This is a genomic window from Leptolyngbya sp. DQ-M1 (assembly GCF_039962505.1).
In the GTDB taxonomy this organism is placed as follows: domain Bacteria; phylum Cyanobacteriota; class Cyanobacteriia; order Leptolyngbyales; family Leptolyngbyaceae; genus Leptolyngbya.
Genome location: NZ_JAMPLJ010000026.1, coordinates 1 through 18,794 on the forward strand (window position 1 = coordinate 1; position 18,794 = coordinate 18,794).

General features: G+C 45.5%; 18 protein-coding genes and 2 pseudogenes. 11 read left to right on the top strand and 9 right to left on the bottom strand.

Annotated features, from left to right (window positions below):
- Nucleotides 1-808: 808 nt before the first annotated feature.
- Entirely contained in the window at nt 809-2,386 is a 1,578-nt protein-coding gene (locus tag NC981_RS24895; RefSeq protein ID WP_348245492.1) for a B12-binding domain-containing radical SAM protein, read from the top strand.
- A gap of 378 nt (nt 2,387-2,764) precedes the next feature.
- On the opposite strand, the pseudogene NC981_RS24900 reads toward NC981_RS24895, so the two are convergent.
- Nucleotides 2,765-3,435: pseudogene (locus NC981_RS24900) on the bottom strand (IS6 family transposase).
- Nucleotides 3,436-3,606: 171 nt separating this feature from the next.
- Here NC981_RS24900 and NC981_RS24905 point away from each other — a divergent pair.
- From NC981_RS24905 to NC981_RS24920, 4 genes are all read left to right on the top strand, one after another.
- Nucleotides 3,607-4,410 (top strand): DUF2996 domain-containing protein, encoded by an 804-nt coding sequence (locus NC981_RS24905; protein ID WP_348245493.1) that lies wholly within the window; start codon nt 3,607-3,609, stop codon nt 4,408-4,410.
- A gap of 108 nt (nt 4,411-4,518) precedes the next feature.
- Nucleotides 4,519-5,208, top strand: a complete 690-nt coding sequence (locus tag NC981_RS24910; RefSeq protein ID WP_190377085.1) for an HAD family hydrolase — start codon at nt 4,519-4,521, stop codon at nt 5,206-5,208.
- A gap of 37 nt (nt 5,209-5,245) precedes the next feature.
- Complete coding sequence (tal, locus tag NC981_RS24915; RefSeq protein WP_348245494.1) at nt 5,246-6,394, top strand: transaldolase; 1,149 nt, start codon at nt 5,246-5,248, stop codon at nt 6,392-6,394.
- 162 nt (nt 6,395-6,556) lie between these two features.
- Entirely contained in the window at nt 6,557-7,105 is a 549-nt protein-coding gene (locus NC981_RS24920) for an alpha/beta hydrolase (protein WP_190377086.1), read from the top strand.
- Nucleotides 7,106-7,289: 184 nt separating this feature from the next.
- On the opposite strand, the pseudogene NC981_RS24925 reads toward NC981_RS24920, so the two are convergent.
- Nucleotides 7,290-7,988: pseudogene (locus NC981_RS24925) on the bottom strand (glutathione S-transferase).
- Nucleotides 7,989-8,280: 292 nt separating this feature from the next.
- On the opposite strand from NC981_RS24925, the gene NC981_RS24930 reads away from it, so the two are divergent.
- The 3 genes from NC981_RS24930 to NC981_RS24940 all read left to right on the top strand — a co-directional run bounded on the left by NC981_RS24930 (nt 8,281) and on the right by NC981_RS24940 (nt 10,405).
- Nucleotides 8,281-8,481: a chlorophyll a/b-binding protein gene (locus NC981_RS24930; RefSeq protein ID WP_348245495.1), complete on the top strand. Its 201-nt coding sequence runs from the start codon at nt 8,281-8,283 to the stop codon at nt 8,479-8,481.
- Between the two features lie 877 nt (nt 8,482-9,358).
- Nucleotides 9,359-10,198 (top strand): fatty acid desaturase, encoded by an 840-nt coding sequence (locus NC981_RS24935; RefSeq protein WP_348245496.1) that lies wholly within the window; start codon nt 9,359-9,361, stop codon nt 10,196-10,198.
- Entirely contained in the window at nt 10,199-10,405 is a 207-nt protein-coding gene (locus tag NC981_RS24940) for a response regulator (protein ID WP_348245497.1), read from the top strand. It begins immediately after the preceding gene.
- Nucleotides 10,406-10,444: 39 nt separating this feature from the next.
- On the opposite strand, the gene NC981_RS24945 is transcribed toward NC981_RS24940, so the two are convergent.
- Complete coding sequence (locus NC981_RS24945; RefSeq protein ID WP_348245498.1) at nt 10,445-10,870, bottom strand: response regulator; 426 nt, start codon at nt 10,868-10,870, stop codon at nt 10,445-10,447.
- Nucleotides 10,871-11,104: 234 nt separating this feature from the next.
- Here NC981_RS24945 and NC981_RS24950 point away from each other — a divergent pair, with 234 nt between their 5' ends.
- Nucleotides 11,105-13,489, top strand: a complete 2,385-nt coding sequence (locus NC981_RS24950; protein WP_348245499.1) for an NACHT domain-containing NTPase — start codon at nt 11,105-11,107, stop codon at nt 13,487-13,489.
- A 5-nt stretch (nt 13,490-13,494) separates the two neighbouring features.
- Here the strand turns inward: NC981_RS24950 and NC981_RS24955 are convergent, their stop codons facing one another.
- The 6 genes from NC981_RS24955 to NC981_RS24980 form a co-directional block, all read right to left on the bottom strand.
- Nucleotides 13,495-13,746 carry a hypothetical protein gene (locus NC981_RS24955; protein WP_348245500.1) on the bottom strand — a complete coding sequence of 84 codons (252 nt, stop codon included), beginning with the start codon at nt 13,744-13,746 and terminating at the stop codon, nt 13,495-13,497.
- Between the two features lie 54 nt (nt 13,747-13,800).
- Entirely contained in the window at nt 13,801-14,037 is a 237-nt protein-coding gene (locus tag NC981_RS24960; protein WP_190377093.1) for a hypothetical protein, read from the bottom strand.
- A gap of 74 nt (nt 14,038-14,111) precedes the next feature.
- On the bottom strand, nt 14,112-14,273 hold the full coding sequence (locus NC981_RS24965; RefSeq protein WP_348245501.1) for a hypothetical protein: 162 nt from the start codon (nt 14,271-14,273) through the stop codon (nt 14,112-14,114).
- Nucleotides 14,274-14,325: 52 nt separating this feature from the next.
- The gene (locus tag NC981_RS24970) at nt 14,326-14,535 is read right to left on the bottom strand and encodes a hypothetical protein (RefSeq protein WP_348245502.1); all 210 of its coding nucleotides are present in this window, start codon (nt 14,533-14,535) and stop codon (nt 14,326-14,328) included.
- A gap of 242 nt (nt 14,536-14,777) precedes the next feature.
- The gene (locus NC981_RS24975; RefSeq protein WP_348245503.1) at nt 14,778-15,818 is read right to left on the bottom strand and encodes a chemotaxis protein CheB; all 1,041 of its coding nucleotides are present in this window, start codon (nt 15,816-15,818) and stop codon (nt 14,778-14,780) included.
- A 275-nt stretch (nt 15,819-16,093) separates the two neighbouring features.
- Nucleotides 16,094-16,294 carry a hypothetical protein gene (locus NC981_RS24980; protein WP_348245504.1) on the bottom strand — a complete coding sequence of 67 codons (201 nt, stop codon included), beginning with the start codon at nt 16,292-16,294 and terminating at the stop codon, nt 16,094-16,096.
- 100 nt (nt 16,295-16,394) lie between these two features.
- Between NC981_RS24980 and NC981_RS24985 the strand changes: the two genes are divergently transcribed.
- Nucleotides 16,395-16,679, top strand: a complete 285-nt coding sequence (locus NC981_RS24985) for a DUF1830 domain-containing protein (protein WP_190377097.1) — start codon at nt 16,395-16,397, stop codon at nt 16,677-16,679.
- Nucleotides 16,680-16,785: 106 nt separating this feature from the next.
- Nucleotides 16,786-18,669, top strand: a complete 1,884-nt coding sequence (ftsH4, locus tag NC981_RS24990) for an ATP-dependent zinc metalloprotease FtsH4 (protein ID WP_348245505.1) — start codon at nt 16,786-16,788, stop codon at nt 18,667-18,669.
- Nucleotides 18,670-18,794: the final 125 nt, after the last annotated feature.

Genomic DNA, 18,794 nt, shown 5'->3' on the forward strand with positions numbered 1-18,794 from the left:
GAGGCAATGGCGATGATGCGCAAAGGGCAAGTGAAAGGGATCAGTCGAGGGAATAGTGTGTCTCAAGCCGAGTTTATCAACAAACTCTTCGGAGTGAGTGCTTAAAGCAACGCAAACGAGACCCGTTCGTTTGTCACTTTAAGATCTTTGCAACAGAACCATCATTTTTGCGACACAACCAGCCAGTCTACGGGTATAGATTTCCCAGTCTCGCTCATCCCATTTCTCCTGCCTGAAACTGAAAATGGACTCCTGGTAATCGGACTCGACAGCTTTCAAGGGTAATTTTACAAGTTTCACTCTCGACGAGAAGCCTGACTCACTAATTGAGCGACCATCTCAATCCATTCACCGGCTGAGTCAATTTGTACAAGTGCCCTCAAATAGCCTGGTAATGAACTAATCAATTTTACAATTTGCCATACTTTAGATAGACGAAAACTACAAATGATATAACCTACGTTTCTTGTAATGTAAATGCCTTGCAATGCTGGTGTTTATCATTATGCATCTGAAATCAACTTCTGCACTGAGTCCGACTGAGTCCGAGTTCTAGTGTACTGATTACTACCGCATTTGATCAAAGCGTGACGAACTAGCCTATTTGTCTCCGTTGTTCTGCTGGTTTACTTCGTCGGTTTACTTCATCCTATCCAGTTGGGACTTTGTATTACTGTTCTAACTGTCATGGATCAATGCTTTGTCGTCACTGTAGAAGATGCGAAGGAAATCTAAAAGATTTCAAATTGCTTATTTGTACAATGCTTCTCACTGCATCAAGGTCAACTATAAATTATTAAAGAAATTTATGAGAGTACTACTGCTCTATCCTCAATTTCCTCAGTCCTTCTGGTCTTACGATCGCTTCATGGAAATGGCTGGATTGAAAGCAGTGATCCCACCGCTAGGAATTATTACAGTTGCATCGTTACTGCCATCCGATTGGGAAATTCGGTTTTTCGATCGCAATGTTAACTGTGAAACCGAAGCTGATTGGGAATGGTGTGATCTCGTGATTCTTTCAGCCATGCTGGTGCAAAAGCCAGACTTTCAAGCATTGATTCGCAAAGCGGTTCGGTTCGGTAAGAAAGTAGCCGTAGGTGGACCCTATCCTACCTCTGTGCCTCAAGATGCCCTCGATGCTGGTGCCCATTTCTTGATCCTAGATGAAGGGGAGATGACGGTTCCTCAATTCCTGGAAGCGATTGATCGTGGCGAAACTCAAGGAATCTTTCGTTCCCTTGAGAAGCCGGATGTCACCCAAAGCCCTGTACCACGCTTTGATTTGCTGCAACGAGATGCCTATTTGATGATGGCAATCCAGTTTTCACGCGGATGTCCCTTCAACTGCGAATTTTGTGACATTATTTCTCTCTATGGTCGCAAACCTCGCACAAAAGAACCTGACCAAGCCTTGGCTGAGTTGCAAACCCTCTATAACCTGGGTTGGCGTGGCTCACTCTTCATTGTGGATGACAACTTTATTGGCAATCAGCGAAACGTCAAACGCTTCCTGCGGGAACTGATTCCCTGGATGCAACAGCACAACTATCCGTTCAGCTTTATTACGGAAGCCTCAGTCAATTTGGCAGAGGATGATGAATTGCTCCAATTGATGAGTGAAGCAGGCTTCTTTGCCGTTTTCCTTGGCATTGAAACTCCTGACCAAGATAGCTTACAAGTCACCCGCAAACTGCAAAACACTCGTAATCCGCTTGTGGAAGCCTGTGACAAAATTAATGAGGCAGGTTTGCTGATCTATGCAGGGTTTATTCTCGGTTTTGATGGAGAACGAGCAGGGGCGGGCGATCGCATTCAAGCATTTGTCGAACAAACCAGCATTCCTCAACCGATGTTAGGCATCCTTCAGGCTTTACCCAATACAGCCCTTTGGGAGCGGCTTAAAAAGGAGCAGCGATTAATTGAAGGCAACAGCCATCCGACAGGTGACCAGAATACTCTAATGAATTTCATTCCAACGCGCCCTATTACAGACGTTGCTAGAGAGTATGTTGAAGGATTTTGGACACTGTATGAGCCTCAGAATTATCTAAGACGCTGTTTACAGCAATGTCTCAAGATCGGTTCCTTGAAAAGCCGAAAGCAAACCATGCAATTTCCGCTGAGTAAGGGGTTGCCACTGGTTGCCCAACTAATCTGGCATCAGGGAATATGCCGACCAGAGATCCGGAGACAATTCTGGTATCAACTCTGGATTATTTTGCTCAAGAAACCGCAGGTTCTCAATATGTATTTGGGATTGTGCGCTGCTGGAGAACATTTTTGGGAGTACCGTGCGTTAGCGAGAGAGAGGATTACTCAACAGCTCGGTTATGATCCGCTTCAGAGAGCTGTAGCATCTGATCTAGCGCCAATACTCATATAGTAGCCTAATAGGGTATTGGAGTGTGCTATAGGTTACAGCCAGGCAGGCATTTCTTGATAACAATGGCTACAACGCCAGTACACATTTCCCGATCGTATAGGTCGAAGTAAAACATAGGAACAGCATGGGCAAATATGCCGATTTGTCATACTTCGATCGAGCGCGTTCGATGAGACATGACCTCGCATCAACTGAGGCGTTAATTGTAGAGGGACAGTAATTAAAGCTAGCATCTTAAAGATTTTTCCTAGTGTGGAGAGTAGAGTTGTAGCACTCCCAATTCAGGTTGTGTCGCAAAGACTTTAAAGTAACAAACGAACTGGTCTCGTCCGTATTGTTTTAAGCACTCACTCCGAAGAGTTCGTTGATGAATCTTGCTTAAGATACACTGTCCCCTTGACTAATTTCTTTCACTTGTCCTTTGCGAACCATAGCCATTGCCTCAATTCCGCGCAAGGTTCTTCTCGCCGTGTTAAACGATTGAAAGCCCATCATCGGTTTTACAATTCGTTTGATGTTCCGGTGGTCTTGCTCAATGAGGTTATTCAAATATTTGCGCTGCCGCAATTCGGTCTCGGCTTTCAATGTTTTCTCTTGCTTCAATTCATGCATCGCCACGGGATACGCTGCATTTTTATCCACGGTAATCACTCGGGGAGTCTGAGTATGCTTGGCTTCTAACACTTTGCGAAAAAAGCGGGATGGCAAGGCGGCAGCCCGCTTCGCACTGAGCATGAAGTCCAGCGTGTTGCCTTCCGAATCCACCGCTCGGTACAGGTATCTCCACTCTCCTCGGATTTCGATGTAGGTTTCGCCCACCCTCCACGAGTCGTTCGTGGGCTTCAAGAACCCACGAATCCGCTTGTTTATTTCTGACGCGAATTTCAGCACCCACCGATTGAGGGTCGAATGATCCACGGCGACTCCGCGCTCTTGCATCATCTCCTCCAAATTTCGGTAGCTCAAGGAATAACGAAGTACTAGCGTACATTTAGCAAGATGATCTCAGGCAAAAAGTGCCGCCATTTGAACAAGGAATCGGTCGTCATTTAGAGCAGGGCTAGAGAAAATTGAGCTTTCACACCCTACCATTTTTGCGACACAACCCTTTGACGAGAGGCTTTTCGCTTCTCAGCAATTAGGAGGACGAAACAATTGATTGAGGCTCTACGCTAGTAAATATAGACAGAATTTCAACAGTCGTTCCAGGCTAAGTACTCATGTCATCTGAAGCAATCACAAATCTCTCTAAGCAAGAAACTTCTGAAACTGGTGAATCTCAGCCTGAAGCAGTTGAGCCAGAAATAGATAAAGCCCCTCAAGCTGAGAGAGATGAATCTAGTGACGACGCTCCTAACTCTCCTGAAGAAGCACCTTCGCTCGAAGAAGAAAACATCAGTGTTGCCAGAAATGCCAAGGATGTTATCAAAGAAAATATTGTTAGTACAACGGTAGCTCAAGCTTCAAGCATTCCTTCAGCGAATGCTCCTGATCCCAGTGCAGTGAGTGGAGACAATCCCAACGCTCTAAATCTAGATGAATCTAGAATCAGAACGACTAAAGAGAGTATCGAGGGCAAGCCTGGATCTCAAGCAAAACCAGCGAAAGAGAAAACGGCACAGCCAGCACAAGAGAAGAAGTCTAAAGCGCCTGGTGCTGAGACAAAACCATTTGCAGATTTTGTGCAGCAGGACTATGTACCTGCGCTTCAAAACATGCTAGATAACCTAGAGCTTCCAGACGTGAATATCACGTTTCAGAAACAAAAAATGCTGCTTCCGGGCTATACTCACGCCGAGTGTTCACAAGTGATTGGACATTGGAATCGAGGACAAGACCAATTCATTGTTTACTTTTTTGATGACGACGTTCAGGGGCAGCGAGGGTTTTCGCTGGCTAACGCTGGAACGCATTCATCAACGCTTGAGCCATTCTGGATCGATGAACGTAAAGTAAATTTAGATGTTTTGGTAATGGGCGTGGTTCAGAGACTCCATGCTGAAAAGTGGATTGGTCGCAATTAGTCTTCGTGACAAAGTTTTGTGAGCTAGGAATGTAGCGATCGCTTTCTGTGAAATGTAAGTGCTTCTAGATCTTGCGCAATGGAAGAACGTAGTAATCAAGGTTAAATCATGACAGTTCAAGGTGTACTCATCGATATTGACGGCACATTGGTCATCAGTAATGATGCTCACGCTCATGCTTATGTCGAAGCGTTTGCAGAGCAGGGATACGAGATTAAATTTGAAGCAGTTCGTCCGCTGATTGGGATGGGCAGCGATCAGGTGATTCCGCGCATGGTTACAGAACTCGATGGAAAAGAAGGAGTTGGTAAAAAGATTGCCGATCGACGAAAAGAATTGATCATTGAAAAGTTCAGTGCGGATTTAGCGCCTGCTCCTGGTTCACGAGATCTGATTCAACGAATGAAGCAAGATGGCTTCAAATTAGTGGTTGCGAGTTCAGCCACAAGCGAAGAGTTATCGAGCTTACTGAAAGCTGCTGAAGTGGAAGACTTGCTTGGTGAGGAACCGCAGACAACTTCTGATGATGCCGAGGCTTCTAAACCTGAGCCAGATTTGGTACAAGCGGCGCTCAGCAAGGTGCAACTGCAACCAGAGCAAGCCATTATGCTCGGAGATACCCCTTATGATATTCAAGCTGCCTCTGCTGCTGGAGTAAGTGTGATTGCGTTTCGCTGTGGAGACTTTGATGATGCTCAGCTTGTAGATGCGATCGCAATTTACGACAACCCAGCCGATCTACTACAACACTACGAACAGTCACCACTGGGACGACGCGAAGCAGTTCAATCGAAGTAGAAAAAGTCAAGAACAGATAGCGATTTAGGAGGATATGATGGCGAGTAATCAGATTTTGGCAGTTTGGGACTATGGACAAAGTATTTGGATGGATAATTTGACCCGTGATTTGATTCAGTCGGGTGAACTACGACGCATGATTGAAAAACGGGGTATTCGCGGTATTACGACTAATCCAGCTATCTTTGAGAAAGCAGTTTCTGGTAGTAAGCTTTACGATGCTGATATTGAAGTAGGCATTCAAGCTCAAAAGTCAGTTGAGCAGATTTATGAATCGCTAATTTTTGATGATATTCGGAATGCTTGTGATATTCTGCAACCGCTTTATGAAGAGTCAGGCGGCTTAGATGGCTATGTCAGCATCGAGGTTCGTCCGACGATCGCAGATGACACGCAAGCGACGATCGAGGATGCTCACCGCTACTATCAGGAAATCGGACGCGCAAACGTCATGATTAAGATTCCTGGAACGCTGAGCGGGTTTGAAGCGATCGAACGAGTGATCCGAGATGGCATCAATGTGAATGTCACGCTTTTATTTAGCCTGAAAAACTATGTTGATGCGGCTGAGGCTTATTTGCGTGGACTAGAAGCGCGTGTGGCGAAGAATCAGGACATCAGCAAGATTGCATCCGTTGCTAGTTTCTTCTTGAGTCGAATTGATGGCAGGGTTGATGAACTCCTTGACGAAAAGCTTAAGACGGTTGGAACAGATGGAGCGCAATTTTCAGCTCAGTTGAGTGCGGTCAAAGGGAAAGTTGCGATCGCAAATGCCAAACTTGCCTATGAGAAGTATCAAGAACTGGTGAACAGTGATCGATGGCAAGCACTCAAAGCAAAAGGCGCAAATGTTCAGCGTCTACTGTGGGCAAGCACAGGAACGAAAGACCCAACCTATAGCGATGTGATGTACGTGGATGCGCTGATCGGTGCAGATACGGTGAATACACTGCCGCCCGCAACAATCGAAGCTTGTGCAGATCATTGTGATGTTGCCGATCGCTTAACTACAGATTTAGATAAAGCACACACGCTGATCGAGAATCTGAAAGATCCAGACATCGATATCAATCTTGACCAAGTGATGGAGGATGTTGCAAAAGATGGGATTGATAAGTTCATCAAGCCGTACCAGGCAATTATGCAGTCCTTGGAAGGGAAAGTAAAACAACTTGCCTCAGTTTAATTGTCACTTCTTCATGCACAAAGGTTTCTTTGTGAATCTCAGGCATTTCCTCATAAACCTGTCTAAAGATGCGTCATCCTCACCAGTGTTCTAACGTTTGAGAGGGCTGATTGTAAAAAGCACTTTGTAGACTGTGAGAACAATCTTATAAATTCGCAATTTATGAAACTCTTTTCCTCAATTCGCCACAGTCTTGCAGGCTTGGTCATTGGTGTTAGCACCTTAGTTTGGGGTCATTCAGCGGTCGCAGCAGACGCAATCGTGTTTCGATATGGTGCGTTCAGTGAAACGTTTTCCGTTCAGGAACTGGCTGAGTTTGCCCAAACAGGTAGGCAGTCTTCGACCATTAGTTACTATCTACGGCGCACGAACCAAAGCCCAGAGGCAGTTAGATCCGCCCTCACCCGAGAAATTCCGGTGCGACTGATTACGCTTGATCGTGTGCTAAACAGTCCAGCAGGAGATTTTGCGCTTGATCGCATTGGTCGCACCATTCAAACACCTGCAAACGCCTCAAATCGTCAAGCCCTTCGAGCCGCGCTAGTCTTGTCTGCCAGTGGCGACAATCGAATTTCACTGATTGAAGTCTTTCAGAAGTATCCGACTCGTCAACTCAATGTGGACGGAAAAGAGTTGATTACCACTTATACTCAAATCTCTGAGCTTGCCCAACGCATTCAGAATTTGCCGGATATTTTTCGGATTAACTAACCGCGATCTCAAGGATAGACATACGCTTGCGATTGTAGAGTTTGGACTATTTCAGAGCTTGTGCAGGTTGTTTAAGAATGGAACGATCGCGTTATTGCGAGCGCTTGTGTTTTTTAGATTCTCCTTTGCTTGCAGAAATCGCAGGCGATTGACTTGATGACAGATTCTAGAAACTGCGTTGTTATCAACTTGCAAACTCGTATGCATCGCCACTTTCTAATGCCCGCTGATAAGCTGGACGACTGTGAATGCGGGCAGCTACGCTGTGCCAAAGGCAACGCAAAATTCAATTAACTTCGGGCGGCTTCTGTCTAAACCTGCTCGTGCAACTGCTGCTTCGATCGAAAAACTCATCTGAACGTCAGCGCCTGTAAAATCATCTCCAGCAAACCATAAGCTTTTTCCAAGTTCTGCTTCTAAGTAGTCTAGGTGCCGCATCAGTTGAGGTTCGATGAAGGCTTGCTTAGTCCGACTTGTGATCAAACGGGCGACGGGCTTGATGAAAAACGGCATCGATTGCTGTTCGATGCGATCGAAGATCAGCTTTAACAGTAGTGGTGGCATTGCCGATCCTTCAGCATAATGCAGCCAATAGGTGTAACGCAATCGGTCGGATGTATCCGGTGGAGGAATCAACTGCCCTTCACCATATTGATCGATCGATCAAGTATTCAACAATCGCACCCGATTCTGCCAGAGTTAAGTCCCCGTCAGTCACGACAGGAGATTTTCCTAGAGGATGTACCTGATGCAAAGATGCTGGTGCTAATAAAGTTTCGGGGTCGCGTTGGTAGTACTGAATGTCATACTCTAATCCGAGTTCCTCTAGCAGCCACAATACACGTTGAGAGCGAGAATTATTTAAGTGATGAACAATCAGCATAAAATCGGTTAAAGTGCTACAGCTTGATTAGATTACTTCATTCTTTATGCTTACTCCTCTATCAATGAGAGTGAACTGTCTCTAATTCGACAGACCAGAGCGCCGGAAACTTTTTAGCACAGTCCGCGATCGGGGCTAACTTTCAGATTCATATTGCAAGACCGATCAATGATGCTCAACTCATCGCCTTGATCACGAATCTAACCGAATCGTGAAGAGATGCCTCTAAAGGTCAATAGCAAACGTGAACTCTGTCAATACCATGAAAGGAGTTCATTAAGAAATGTAAATCATGCAAACTAACAAAGCCACCAAATTACCTCCCGTCGCTACAGAATACAATGGTATCGATCGCAATGCTTTTCTGTTCGGCTTTAATCCCCAAGCAGAATTATGGAACGGACGTTTAGCAATGATCGGATTTGCAGCCTATCTATTGTGGGATTTGGCAGGCGTGAGCGTTCTGCGAAGTCTTCTGCACTTGATCAAGTAAGCAACAGACCTCTTTCTCATGGCGACAACAATACTAAAAATACTAAATTAGTAGCAAGTTCAGATATCACGCTTTTCTCTATGGGTTCTCACACATCTGATTAAAACTCCTTAAGGTTCTACCATGCTGATAGCGGCTTTACTTCAAGACATTTCACATCTTGGAAGAGCAATTTTCACAATTTGTATTTGGCTCGTTCTTATCGGCTTCTTAATCTCGATGTGGCAAGCTTTGCTGCAAGGTTGGGCAAATCTTCAACGATTACATCAAGTTCCCTGTAGTGACTGTACTTTCTTTACAGGGGAGTACAATTTGAAATGTACACTCTATCCATGCAAAGCTTTGACAGAAGAAGCAATTAACTGTCAAGACTATGAACCTGTAATCCCTGACGAAGAGCCATTACTAGCGAGGCGGTAAAACAAAATTAAGGCTTAATGCGAGTTGTGCGTGAGTCGTCAGAAAATATAGATTTCGAGTTCAGCTCCCGGACATACTTCAAACAAAGGCTTGTCGCCAGTCAAAATAACTTGCTTAAGGTACCAGTTTGAAATGTTGACGATTCGGGCAAGCTTGAGTTAGCGGCAGCGTTGACATAATAGCAAAGAACTTGATCGCTAAAGTGAGCGGGCAACTGACTTAGAATTTGAGTCTTAACCATCAGTTTAGGAATTCGTTAATCAAGCTAATTTTGGCAAACTGCTGTTCAATCTAAATCAACGTATAACTTACGTATAACTTACGTATAACTTATACAAATTCTGATAAAACATTCAAAAGCTGTAGATGGCATTCTGCAACTTTCTCTAAAACAGAGTTGTACGCAGCATAATTCAGGCTTTGTTACACCAATACTTTAATACGTCTAAGGAAATTTGTGACTGTGCAATCTTCTAGTTCTGCTTTAACAGAACAGCAACCGCTCGTACTGAACTGGACGAATGTCGTCTTTTTCAGCACAGTTCATCTGCTCGCGCTCCTTGCGCCTTGGTTTTTCTCTTGGTCAGCATTCGGAGTTATGCTTACACTTCATTGGCTATTTGGCAGCCTTGGGATCTGTTTGGGTTATCATCGCTTATTGACTCACCGCAGTTTCCAAGTTCCGAAGGCACTAGAGTATACCTTTGGCTTTCTGGGCGCACTTGCAATGCAGGGAGGTCCAATCTTCTGGGTATCTGGACATCGATTACATCACGCCTTTACTGAAGATGTCGAGAAAGATCCTTATTCTGCTCGACGGGGCTTCTGGTGGAGTCACATTCTTTGGATTCTTTATCCACGCGATCAATTCTTTGCGACTGAAACCTATTACCGATACGCACCTGACTTAGCTCGCGATCCGTTTTACCTGTGGCTCGATCGCTATTTCCTACTCTTACAACTACCGATTGGACTGCTGCTTTATGCGATCGGTGGTTGGTCATTCGTCGTCTATGGTGTATTTGTTCGAATTGTATTGCTTTGGCATACAACTTGGCTGATCAACTCAGCCACTCATCTATTTGGCAATCGAACTTTTGACACCGAAGATGGGTCGCGTAATCTCTGGTGGGTAGCCCTGCTTGCATTTGGAGAAGGTTGGCACAATAATCATCATGCTCATCCGAATGTGGCAAAAGCAGGCTGGAAATGGTGGCAGATTGATGTGACTTGGTGGGCAATTCAGACGCTCAAAACGCTAGGAATCGCTCGAAAAGTTGTCATGCCGCCCGTTTGAATGCCAGAGATGGATGGCTATATGTTGCTTAATCAGATTCGCTCCCTGCCCAATGGTGAACAAGTTCCCGTGATCGCGCTAACCGCTTACGCTGGAGAATTAGATCAGCAGCAAGCAATCTCCGTCGGGTTTCAGCGTCATCTAACTAAACCTGCTGTTCCAGAGAAAGTAATCGCGATCGTTAGTGAATTAGTCGCATCTGCATAAAGCAAGCAACACGAACGCTGGTCATTTCACTCGAAGCGATTAACGGCTTCGGAACGCTTGATCGTTGCGGTCCTCGGGCAAGATAGTGCGAATACGATCGAGCAAAAGATTAAAGTCAACGGGTTTACGAATGAAGTCATCTGCACCGAATTCAAATTCTTCTGCTGAATTGAACTGGTCATACCCTGTAATCAACAAAATTGGAATGAAGGGAATACGATTGTTTTGCCGAATCCGTTGTGTCACTTCAAACCCATTCATTTCCGGCATCATTACATCCAGCAAAATTAAGTCGGGTTGGTGGTACTCAACTTTGTCTAATGCCTTTCGACCGCTGTTTGCCACATCTACCTCGTAGCCTTCTTGCTCTAGAACGACTTGAAGCAGAACAGAGTTATCTTCAATGTCATCGACGACTAGAATGCGATCCGCCACGGAAATTGATGGAGTCGTTAAAGTGTTCACTTTGTAACTCGACTAAGGTTAAATTTCAGTGTGTTCTACAACCCAGCTTAGTTACCTCTTACCTTAGAGATATCCAAAAGAGGACTTATTTTCAATCGTTGCACTTGCATTTCCTAGAGCAGAAATCACTTCAGTTTCGCGGACTCTGCTTCTACCGAAAGATTACGATTCTAAAGATAAATATTAAGATCCAGGCGCTTGTGGGTAATGGATCTTGAGCACAGGGGTTTTCCGATGGCAAAGCGATCGTTCCAAGCGACAGAAGCGGGAATCAAACAAGCTAAAAGCGCCTTTGATCGCACGGGCTGGACGCAGGAAGGCTTGGCAATGGAAGTGAACCTTAGGACCCGCCAACCCGTTTGGAGATTTTTCACAGGTCGTCCGGTGGAACGTCATATTTTTATCGAATTGTGTTCTGCTTTAGGGCTAGATTGGCAAGACATCGCTGAACATTCTGCGATCGCAAGATCAGAGCCTAAACAGGCATATGAAACTCCTCCGGAAATGGAGAGCCTAGTCCGTCAGGTGAGAGTACAACGTCAGGACAAAGTGCAAAATCAGTGTGGCACGTTGCAGTTATTGAACGTGAGCCGTCCTATCAAAATTGACGACCTTTACATTGATGTCAACATCTTGGAAGAAATCGTCAGCCAACAATGGCTAGGAATTTCTGACCTGCAAAACTTTACATCAAAAGACTTCGATCTCTTTGGACTCGGCGAGATGTCTCAGACTCAAACGGAGGGAACAAGAGCCGTCGAAACCTACTCGAAGCTTCGGATATTGGGCAAACCTGGAGCAGGTAAAACTACCTTCTTGCAGCATCTCGCCATTCAGTGCAACCGGGGTCGATTTGCTGCAAATCGGATTCCCATTTTTATCACGCTGCGGGATTTTGCTGACGAGTCTAGAGCGATGGATGAATTCAGTTTAATTCACTACATTCGCGAGGAATTTCTCACCTCTGGCATTTCAGATTCCGACGTGGTTGAAGCCTTGTTGCGATCGGGAAAAATGTTGCTGTTGCTTGATGGGTTAGATGAATGCGGTCAAGACAGTAAGGCAGTCGTGAAGGAGATTCGTAGATTTTCGGAAAACTATCAACAGAATCTATTTGTTGTCACCTGTCGCACCGCAGCGAAATCACTCAGCTTGAATCGCTTCACTGATGTTGAAATTGCTCCGTTTACTCAAGCTCAAATTGCTGCCTTTGGACAGAAGTGGTTTGAGGCATTGACAAAAATCACTCCTCAAGAGGGGCGAGAACAGGCAGGTCAGTTTATTGAGAAACTCAACCTGTCCGAAAATCTACCGTTCCGCCAACTTGCCGCAACTCCCTTGTTTCTACATCTCGCCTGCTGGATGTTTCAGTACCAGCACCAATTCCCAAGCCAGCGATCGGAGTTTTATCGGCAATGTATCGATATTTTGCTGTCCAAATGGGATGAAGCAAAAGGATTTGAGCGGGAGGAACTGTATCAAGGATTCTCATTGCCCCAAAAACTCAAGCTGCTGAGTCAGATTGCTGCGATCACATTCGAGCAGGGTAAGTGCTTTTTTGAACAACACAGCATTAAGGAATACATTAGCGACTATCTTCGTGATTTGCCGACTGCTTCGATGATCCTGGAGGAAAATCGCAGCACGATTGCTTCGCAGTTCCCCGGAGGAGAAATCGAGCTAGAAGAGTTGCAAATCGAGAGCGAAGGAATCCTTAAAGCGATCGAACTCCAACATGGACTACTCACCGAGCGAGTACGAGGGATTTTCTCGTTTTCCGATTTAGCCTTTCAAGAATATTTTACAGCACGAAAAATTGTGGCAAATTACAACCTGCAAGCCACAGAGCAACCCCTCGATCGCTTAGTCAGTCATATTACCGATCCTCGCTGGCGGGAAATTTTTTTGTTAACGGCGGCGATGCTGCGAAGTGCAGATCCGCTTGTGCTGTTGATGAAGCGGCAGATTGATGCACTTGTGGCTCAAGATCAGGATGTACAAAAATTCTTAGGCTGGGCACACCAAAAATCGCTTGCCGCTCCTCCCTCGCCGACTGCAATTCGCGCCTTTCACCATGCCCTTGCACATCAGCCACAACTCGTGCCACTTCTCGCACTTTCTTCGACACTAGATCAAGGAGTTTTTCTCGACATGGCATTAGATAATCTTGTCCGAAAGTGTACGATGAGTGCCAAGCGCTACGCTAAAGGAGCCGACGCTGGCAATGTCACTCATGCTCGTGCCTGTGTTGATGCTCTCGACAATGCTCTAATTCTGGTCATGGATACCAATTTACACCGATCGCTGCAACAGCTTAAAGACCAACTTCCAGACCTAGCAAAGGATCGAAAAGAATTTCAGACATGGTGGAAAACGAGCGCTCTAAGTTGGGCAGAGCAGCTTAGAGCAGCCGTCTCTGAGCATCGTAACACTCAGCATCAATGGAACTTTAGTCCTGAGCAGCAGCACCTGTTGCAACAGTACTATACTGCGAATCAATTGCTGATAGATTGTCTGAATACGGGTTGTGCACTAACAGCCGCAGTTCGGCAGGAAATTGAAGTAACCTTATTGTTACCTCAGAAGGAACTTGAGGACAGAGAATGGCAGTGGAGTTAACTGTTTTAGACCCGTTGAACTTCTGGTCTAATGACTGCATTTTGGGCTTGAGCAGTGGGGATTAACGTCCAGCCTGCTTGCCTCAGCTTTTGGTAGGTACTCCACCCTTTGGAACCACCAGGAATGAGATAATCAGGGACTTTATGTTGAGGACATGCCGTGTAGGGCAGCCAAGGTTCAAACGAACGTTCTCTTAAATGCAGAATCAATTGACCCTGATAATTTGAGCTAGATAGCCAGCACATTTGTCCAGACATGGGTAACTCCTTGTTGATTCAATAGTGATTAAAAATTACAGAATTGGTCAAATTTCAGCTTTGCTCAATATCAGAGCAAAGGTACAACGATGGCTTTAACAGCAGCCAACCGAATAGAAAAAAAGCAGCGATCGAGATTTGCAGAAAGTCTACAGGCGAGATGGAATGGTCAGCAAAGGCAGCTACAACTCGCTCGATTGTTCCGAATACCCAGAGAGGAGTCCAGAGAATCCAGATGCCGTACTTCAAGGAGAGCAAAAATGAGAAGTTCGACAACTGTTTAGAATTCATGGTTGTAATGAGATTTTTCAAAAAAGCAGTTCATCTGCATTTCCAGCAGCATTGAATGGGTTAAAGCCCTTCAATCACAACAAAATCGGTAAGCCTGCGATCGTTCCTGCAACACACGTCCAGATGCAGAAACCTCCAATGTCAGCTTCATCCAGTGCTGTTCCCATTCGCTCTAGTGATATCAAGAGCGAGACAAGCACCATCAGGCAAAATAAAGCATATTGCGGAATAGGCATTTAAGAGATCTCCAGTTTGTTGTATAAAGCGCAAACCAAAGCATCTTGAAGATTATGCTGCTCGCAAATCTGACTCAGCCAGAACCACCATTGTTTCTGCACCAATTCTGCCAAACTCAGGCTCTACTCCTAGCGCCATCTCAATGTAATAAGTCCAGGTTTCAGCTTCAGGTTTGTAGTTTCGTACAATTCCTTCTCCGCCCACAAAGCTGACTCTTTGAGCATTACGAAAACTTGGCACTCCCATCAAAGTTGTAGCCATAAGTGAGACACTCCTAATTCGGTGTTGATGCTTTCTGTTTTACTCAAAGCAACCCAACCTGTTTTGTATCTTTTTGAGGAAAGCAACCTGTTAGAGTCTGCAACTTTTGAGCGTTTTTAATCAAAGTGATACAACTTAAACACAATTGAAACTTCTATTGAAACGCGATCGCAAATCGATGCAAATCGATGCATATTGATTCATCAACGATTTGTGCCTCGACTCACACCTGCACGAGCAGATTAAGCGGGTTGTCCTTCCTCATCTTCAGCAATAGTTCGTTTTGTCGCAAAACCATTCAGAACAATTCCCCGAATCAGGGATACTTCCTCATCCAAGCGATCCGCATGATCGTTGTATTGTGCGGCTGAGTCTAGATGGTTGTGAGTTTCCATCCGTTCTGCCATTTGACGCGAAAACGTGACTTTTTCTTCCATTGCTCGAATCGCCGACCAAAGGGCATTTTCCAGGTTTTGGGTTTGCTCTGCTAGCAGGACATTCGCTGTAAATGAATGCCCCGTATGACAGCGAAACCGCAGCGGCTCATTGTTGCCAATCTGCCAAATACTCCCGCTACATTCGGGACAGGTGTAGGTCGTTCGAGTTCCGATCGCTTCGACATTCTGCAAAAATTCCTGGGTATTCATTCTTTGTTCAGCAATGTTCGATTCGACTTCGATTTCTTGAGTCACGGGGTAAGCTTCCTCTGATTCGGTGGGTTCTTTTGATAAACGCACTAAAAGGTCTGGAATTTCAGCCAGGGGCAGACAGTGATCGACCCTGACAAACTGCAATGCACTCTTTGCCATGCTGGGATATTCTGCTTCTTTGGGGTCTTGCACGATCGCTACGCCGCCCCGTTTCTTGATTGCCTGCAAGCCGACCGTGCCATCGTCGAGATAGCCTGTCAGAACGACTCCTACCACCCTCGGACCATAAGCGCGAGCAGCAGAACGAAAGAGGCTGTCGATCGCGGGTCTAAATCGGTTTTCTTGCGGTCCACGGATGACTCGCACATAGCCCTGATTCAGCAGCAAATGATAATCAGGCGGAGCAACATAAACGCGCCCAGGTTGAATTTCTTCACCATCAACGGGGTGAACCGCAGGCAGAGAACCAACGTCTGAAAGAATTTTAGGAAGAATACTAGGCTTATTGGGTTCGAGGTGTTGAACAATCAGTAAAACAGCATCTAACGCAGCAGGCAGAGCGCCAACGATCGCGCCTAGCGCTTTGAGTCCGCCGGCTGAAGTTCCAATCACAATAATGTCGTGTCCAGGCATAAGTCTCTTTTTATTCTTGTGAAAACAGTTCAATTACATCTGCGTCTTTGGAATGTTTTAGTGGAATTCAAACAATAACTATACAAATTAGACAATTACTAAAACATACTTTCCAGTAGCAGAATGCGATACTAAATTTTAGTCTACAATCACGGCTAAACAGTGTAATGAAGTACTTGTACTGTAGTTCTGCCAGTACAACTTTCGCTGTAATTCGATTTTTAAAAAAATGGGAATGCTATCAATCAATTTAAGACAATTGAGAACCGAAACAATTACAGGTCATGAGCAACAGTCTCTCCCGCCCCCGAATGCGCCAGCTTCCAGCCAGTGTGTTTGTCCTTACTGTTCAAGGATTTTACTTCGTCATGTGCGATCGGGACAACTTTACTGGCGCTGTAGCTACTGTCGTGAGGAAATGCTGGTTTGAAGCTTGGCTTCAAGCTGACGAATTTCTGTAGAGGCTGATACCTCATTTTGATTTTTAGTTGCTACAGCTCGAAACTCTACAATCACTGATTCTTGTTGATGGAGTGCTGTGTTGCATCTGAATTGTTGTATCCATGAGATTTTTCTATGAGACAACTAAGCTCTTCCCTCGATCGACATGAGACCGATTTAGTACTTTGCTACTACATGAACCCTACTTCTCGAATCCAGATTGCTCGAATTCAGAACATTGAGAACTGGTATTTCGAGCGTGTGATTTTTCCTGGAGAAAGGCTCTTGTTCAAAGCACCTCTAGAAGCTCAGTTAGAGATTTCTACGAGCGAAACGGTTAGCGCAGTTCTGTCTGACAAAATTTTGTGTCAGCGATTGCAAGTTAAAAAAACGCTGCGACCAGTCGAAGCAGAATTCTAAACTCAATGCCCCCAACTCCAACTTCTGATACTTGAGAATTGATTCAACAATTTTGTAGCCTAAAGAACTCATTGAAGACTTTAAGTCAAAAGGATTGATAACACGCATGGCGCTTAAAGAAAAACCGACTCCGCCTCGTTCTCGCTTAATTGCAAACATTTTGTTAGCCGTATCGGGAGCATTTCTGCTCATCAATCTGTTTTTACCCAACTTGTTAGGTGCTCAAGTCCCGGCTGTGCCGTATAGCTTGTTCATTCACCAAGTCCAGGAAGGAGAGGTCAGCCAAGTCTCAGTCGGTCAAAATCAAATTCGGTATCAACTAAAAACAGAAGATGGCACTCCAGGGCAAGTGTTTTCTACAACTCCGATTTTTGACTTAGAGTTACCTAAACTTTTAGAACAAAAAGGGGTCGAGTTTGCGGCGACACCACCCGCGAGAAATGGTTGGTTTACTAGTCTACTCGGTTGGGTGATTCCGCCACTGATTTTTGTAGCAATTTGGCAGTTCTTTCTAGCGCGGGGTGCTAATAATCCCCAGGGAGCACTGTCGATCGGAAAAAGCAAAGCGAAGGTTTACGTTGAAGGTGAATCAGAAAAGATTACGTTTACCGATGTTGCAGGAGTCGAAGAAGCAAAAACCGAGTTAGTTGAAATCGTCGATTTTCTCAAGACTCCCGCACGATATACAGCAATTGGTGCAAAGATTCCGAAAGGTGTCTTATTAGTAGGTCCTCCGGGAACTGGAAAGACACTGCTGGCGAAAGCGGTAGCAGGTGAAGCAGGGGTTCCATTCTTCAGTATTTCAGGATCTGAATTTGTCGAACTATTTGTCGGGGTCGGTTCTTCGCGAGTCCGGGATTTGTTTGATCAAGCGAAAAAGCAGGCTCCTTGTATTGTGTTTATTGATGAACTCGATGCGATCGGCAGATCTCGCAGCAGTAACGGAATGTATGGCGGCAACGATGAGCGAGAACAAACACTGAATCAATTGCTCACCGAAATGGATGGATTTGCGGCAACCGATGCAACCGTGATTGTATTAGCTGCAACGAACCGCCCCGAAGTTTTAGACCAAGCGCTATTGCGTCCGGGTCGGTTTGATCGGCAAGTTTTAGTCGATCGTCCCGATCTTTCCGGTCGCGATGCGATTTTGAGAATTCACGCTCAGAAAGTAAAACTCGGTCCGGATGTCGATTTGAAGGCGATCGCAACCCGCACTCCTGGATTTGCCGGAGCCGATCTTGCCAACTTGGTCAACGAAGCCGCGCTGTTAGCCGCTCGAAATCAGCGCTTAACTGTAGCTCAAGAGGACTTTGCAGAAGCGATCGAGCGAGTCGTAGCTGGACTTGAGAAAAAGAGTCGGGTGCTCAACGAAACCGAGAAGAAGATTGTGGCATATCACGAAGTGGGTCATGCCTTAGTTGGAGCTTTAACGGGTGGAAGTGGTCAAGTTGAGAAGATTTCGATCGTGCCTCGCGGAATGGCAGCACTCGGCTATACCTTACAGCTTCCGACAGAAGATCGCTTTTTAATGAACGAAGCTGAACTGCGAGGTCAAATTGCCACGCTATTAGGAGGACGATCGGCGGAAGAAGTCATTTTTGGCAGCATTACGACGGGTGCTTCTAACGATCTGCAACGGGCAACCGATTTAGCGGAGCGGATGGTTACGACCTACGGCATGAGTAAAGTACTGGGTCCATTGGCGTATCAGCAAGGGCAGCAGGCGATGTTCTTAGATAATGCGCCCAATCCTCGACGGATGGTGAGCGACGATACGGCAAAAGCGATCGATATCGAAGTTAAAGAGATTGTGGAAACCGCGCACGAACACGCCCTCGCAATTCTGCGTCAGAATCAAGATTTGCTGGAAGCGATCGCGACTCAACTGCTGGAAACCGAAGTGATTGAGGGCGAAAAATTACGCGGTTTATTAGGCAAGGTGCAGTCTCCAAACCAAACAACTGCACCACAAGAAGTCGCTGTTTGAATTCCATCACTTCTACTTTAACCTGAGTTCGGGATAAGGATTGAGACAAGAAAGGGGCAAACCCGATAGGCTGAAATTGCTAAAAATCGCGCCCAGTTTGCCCTCATGCTTAGTCTAGAAGACCT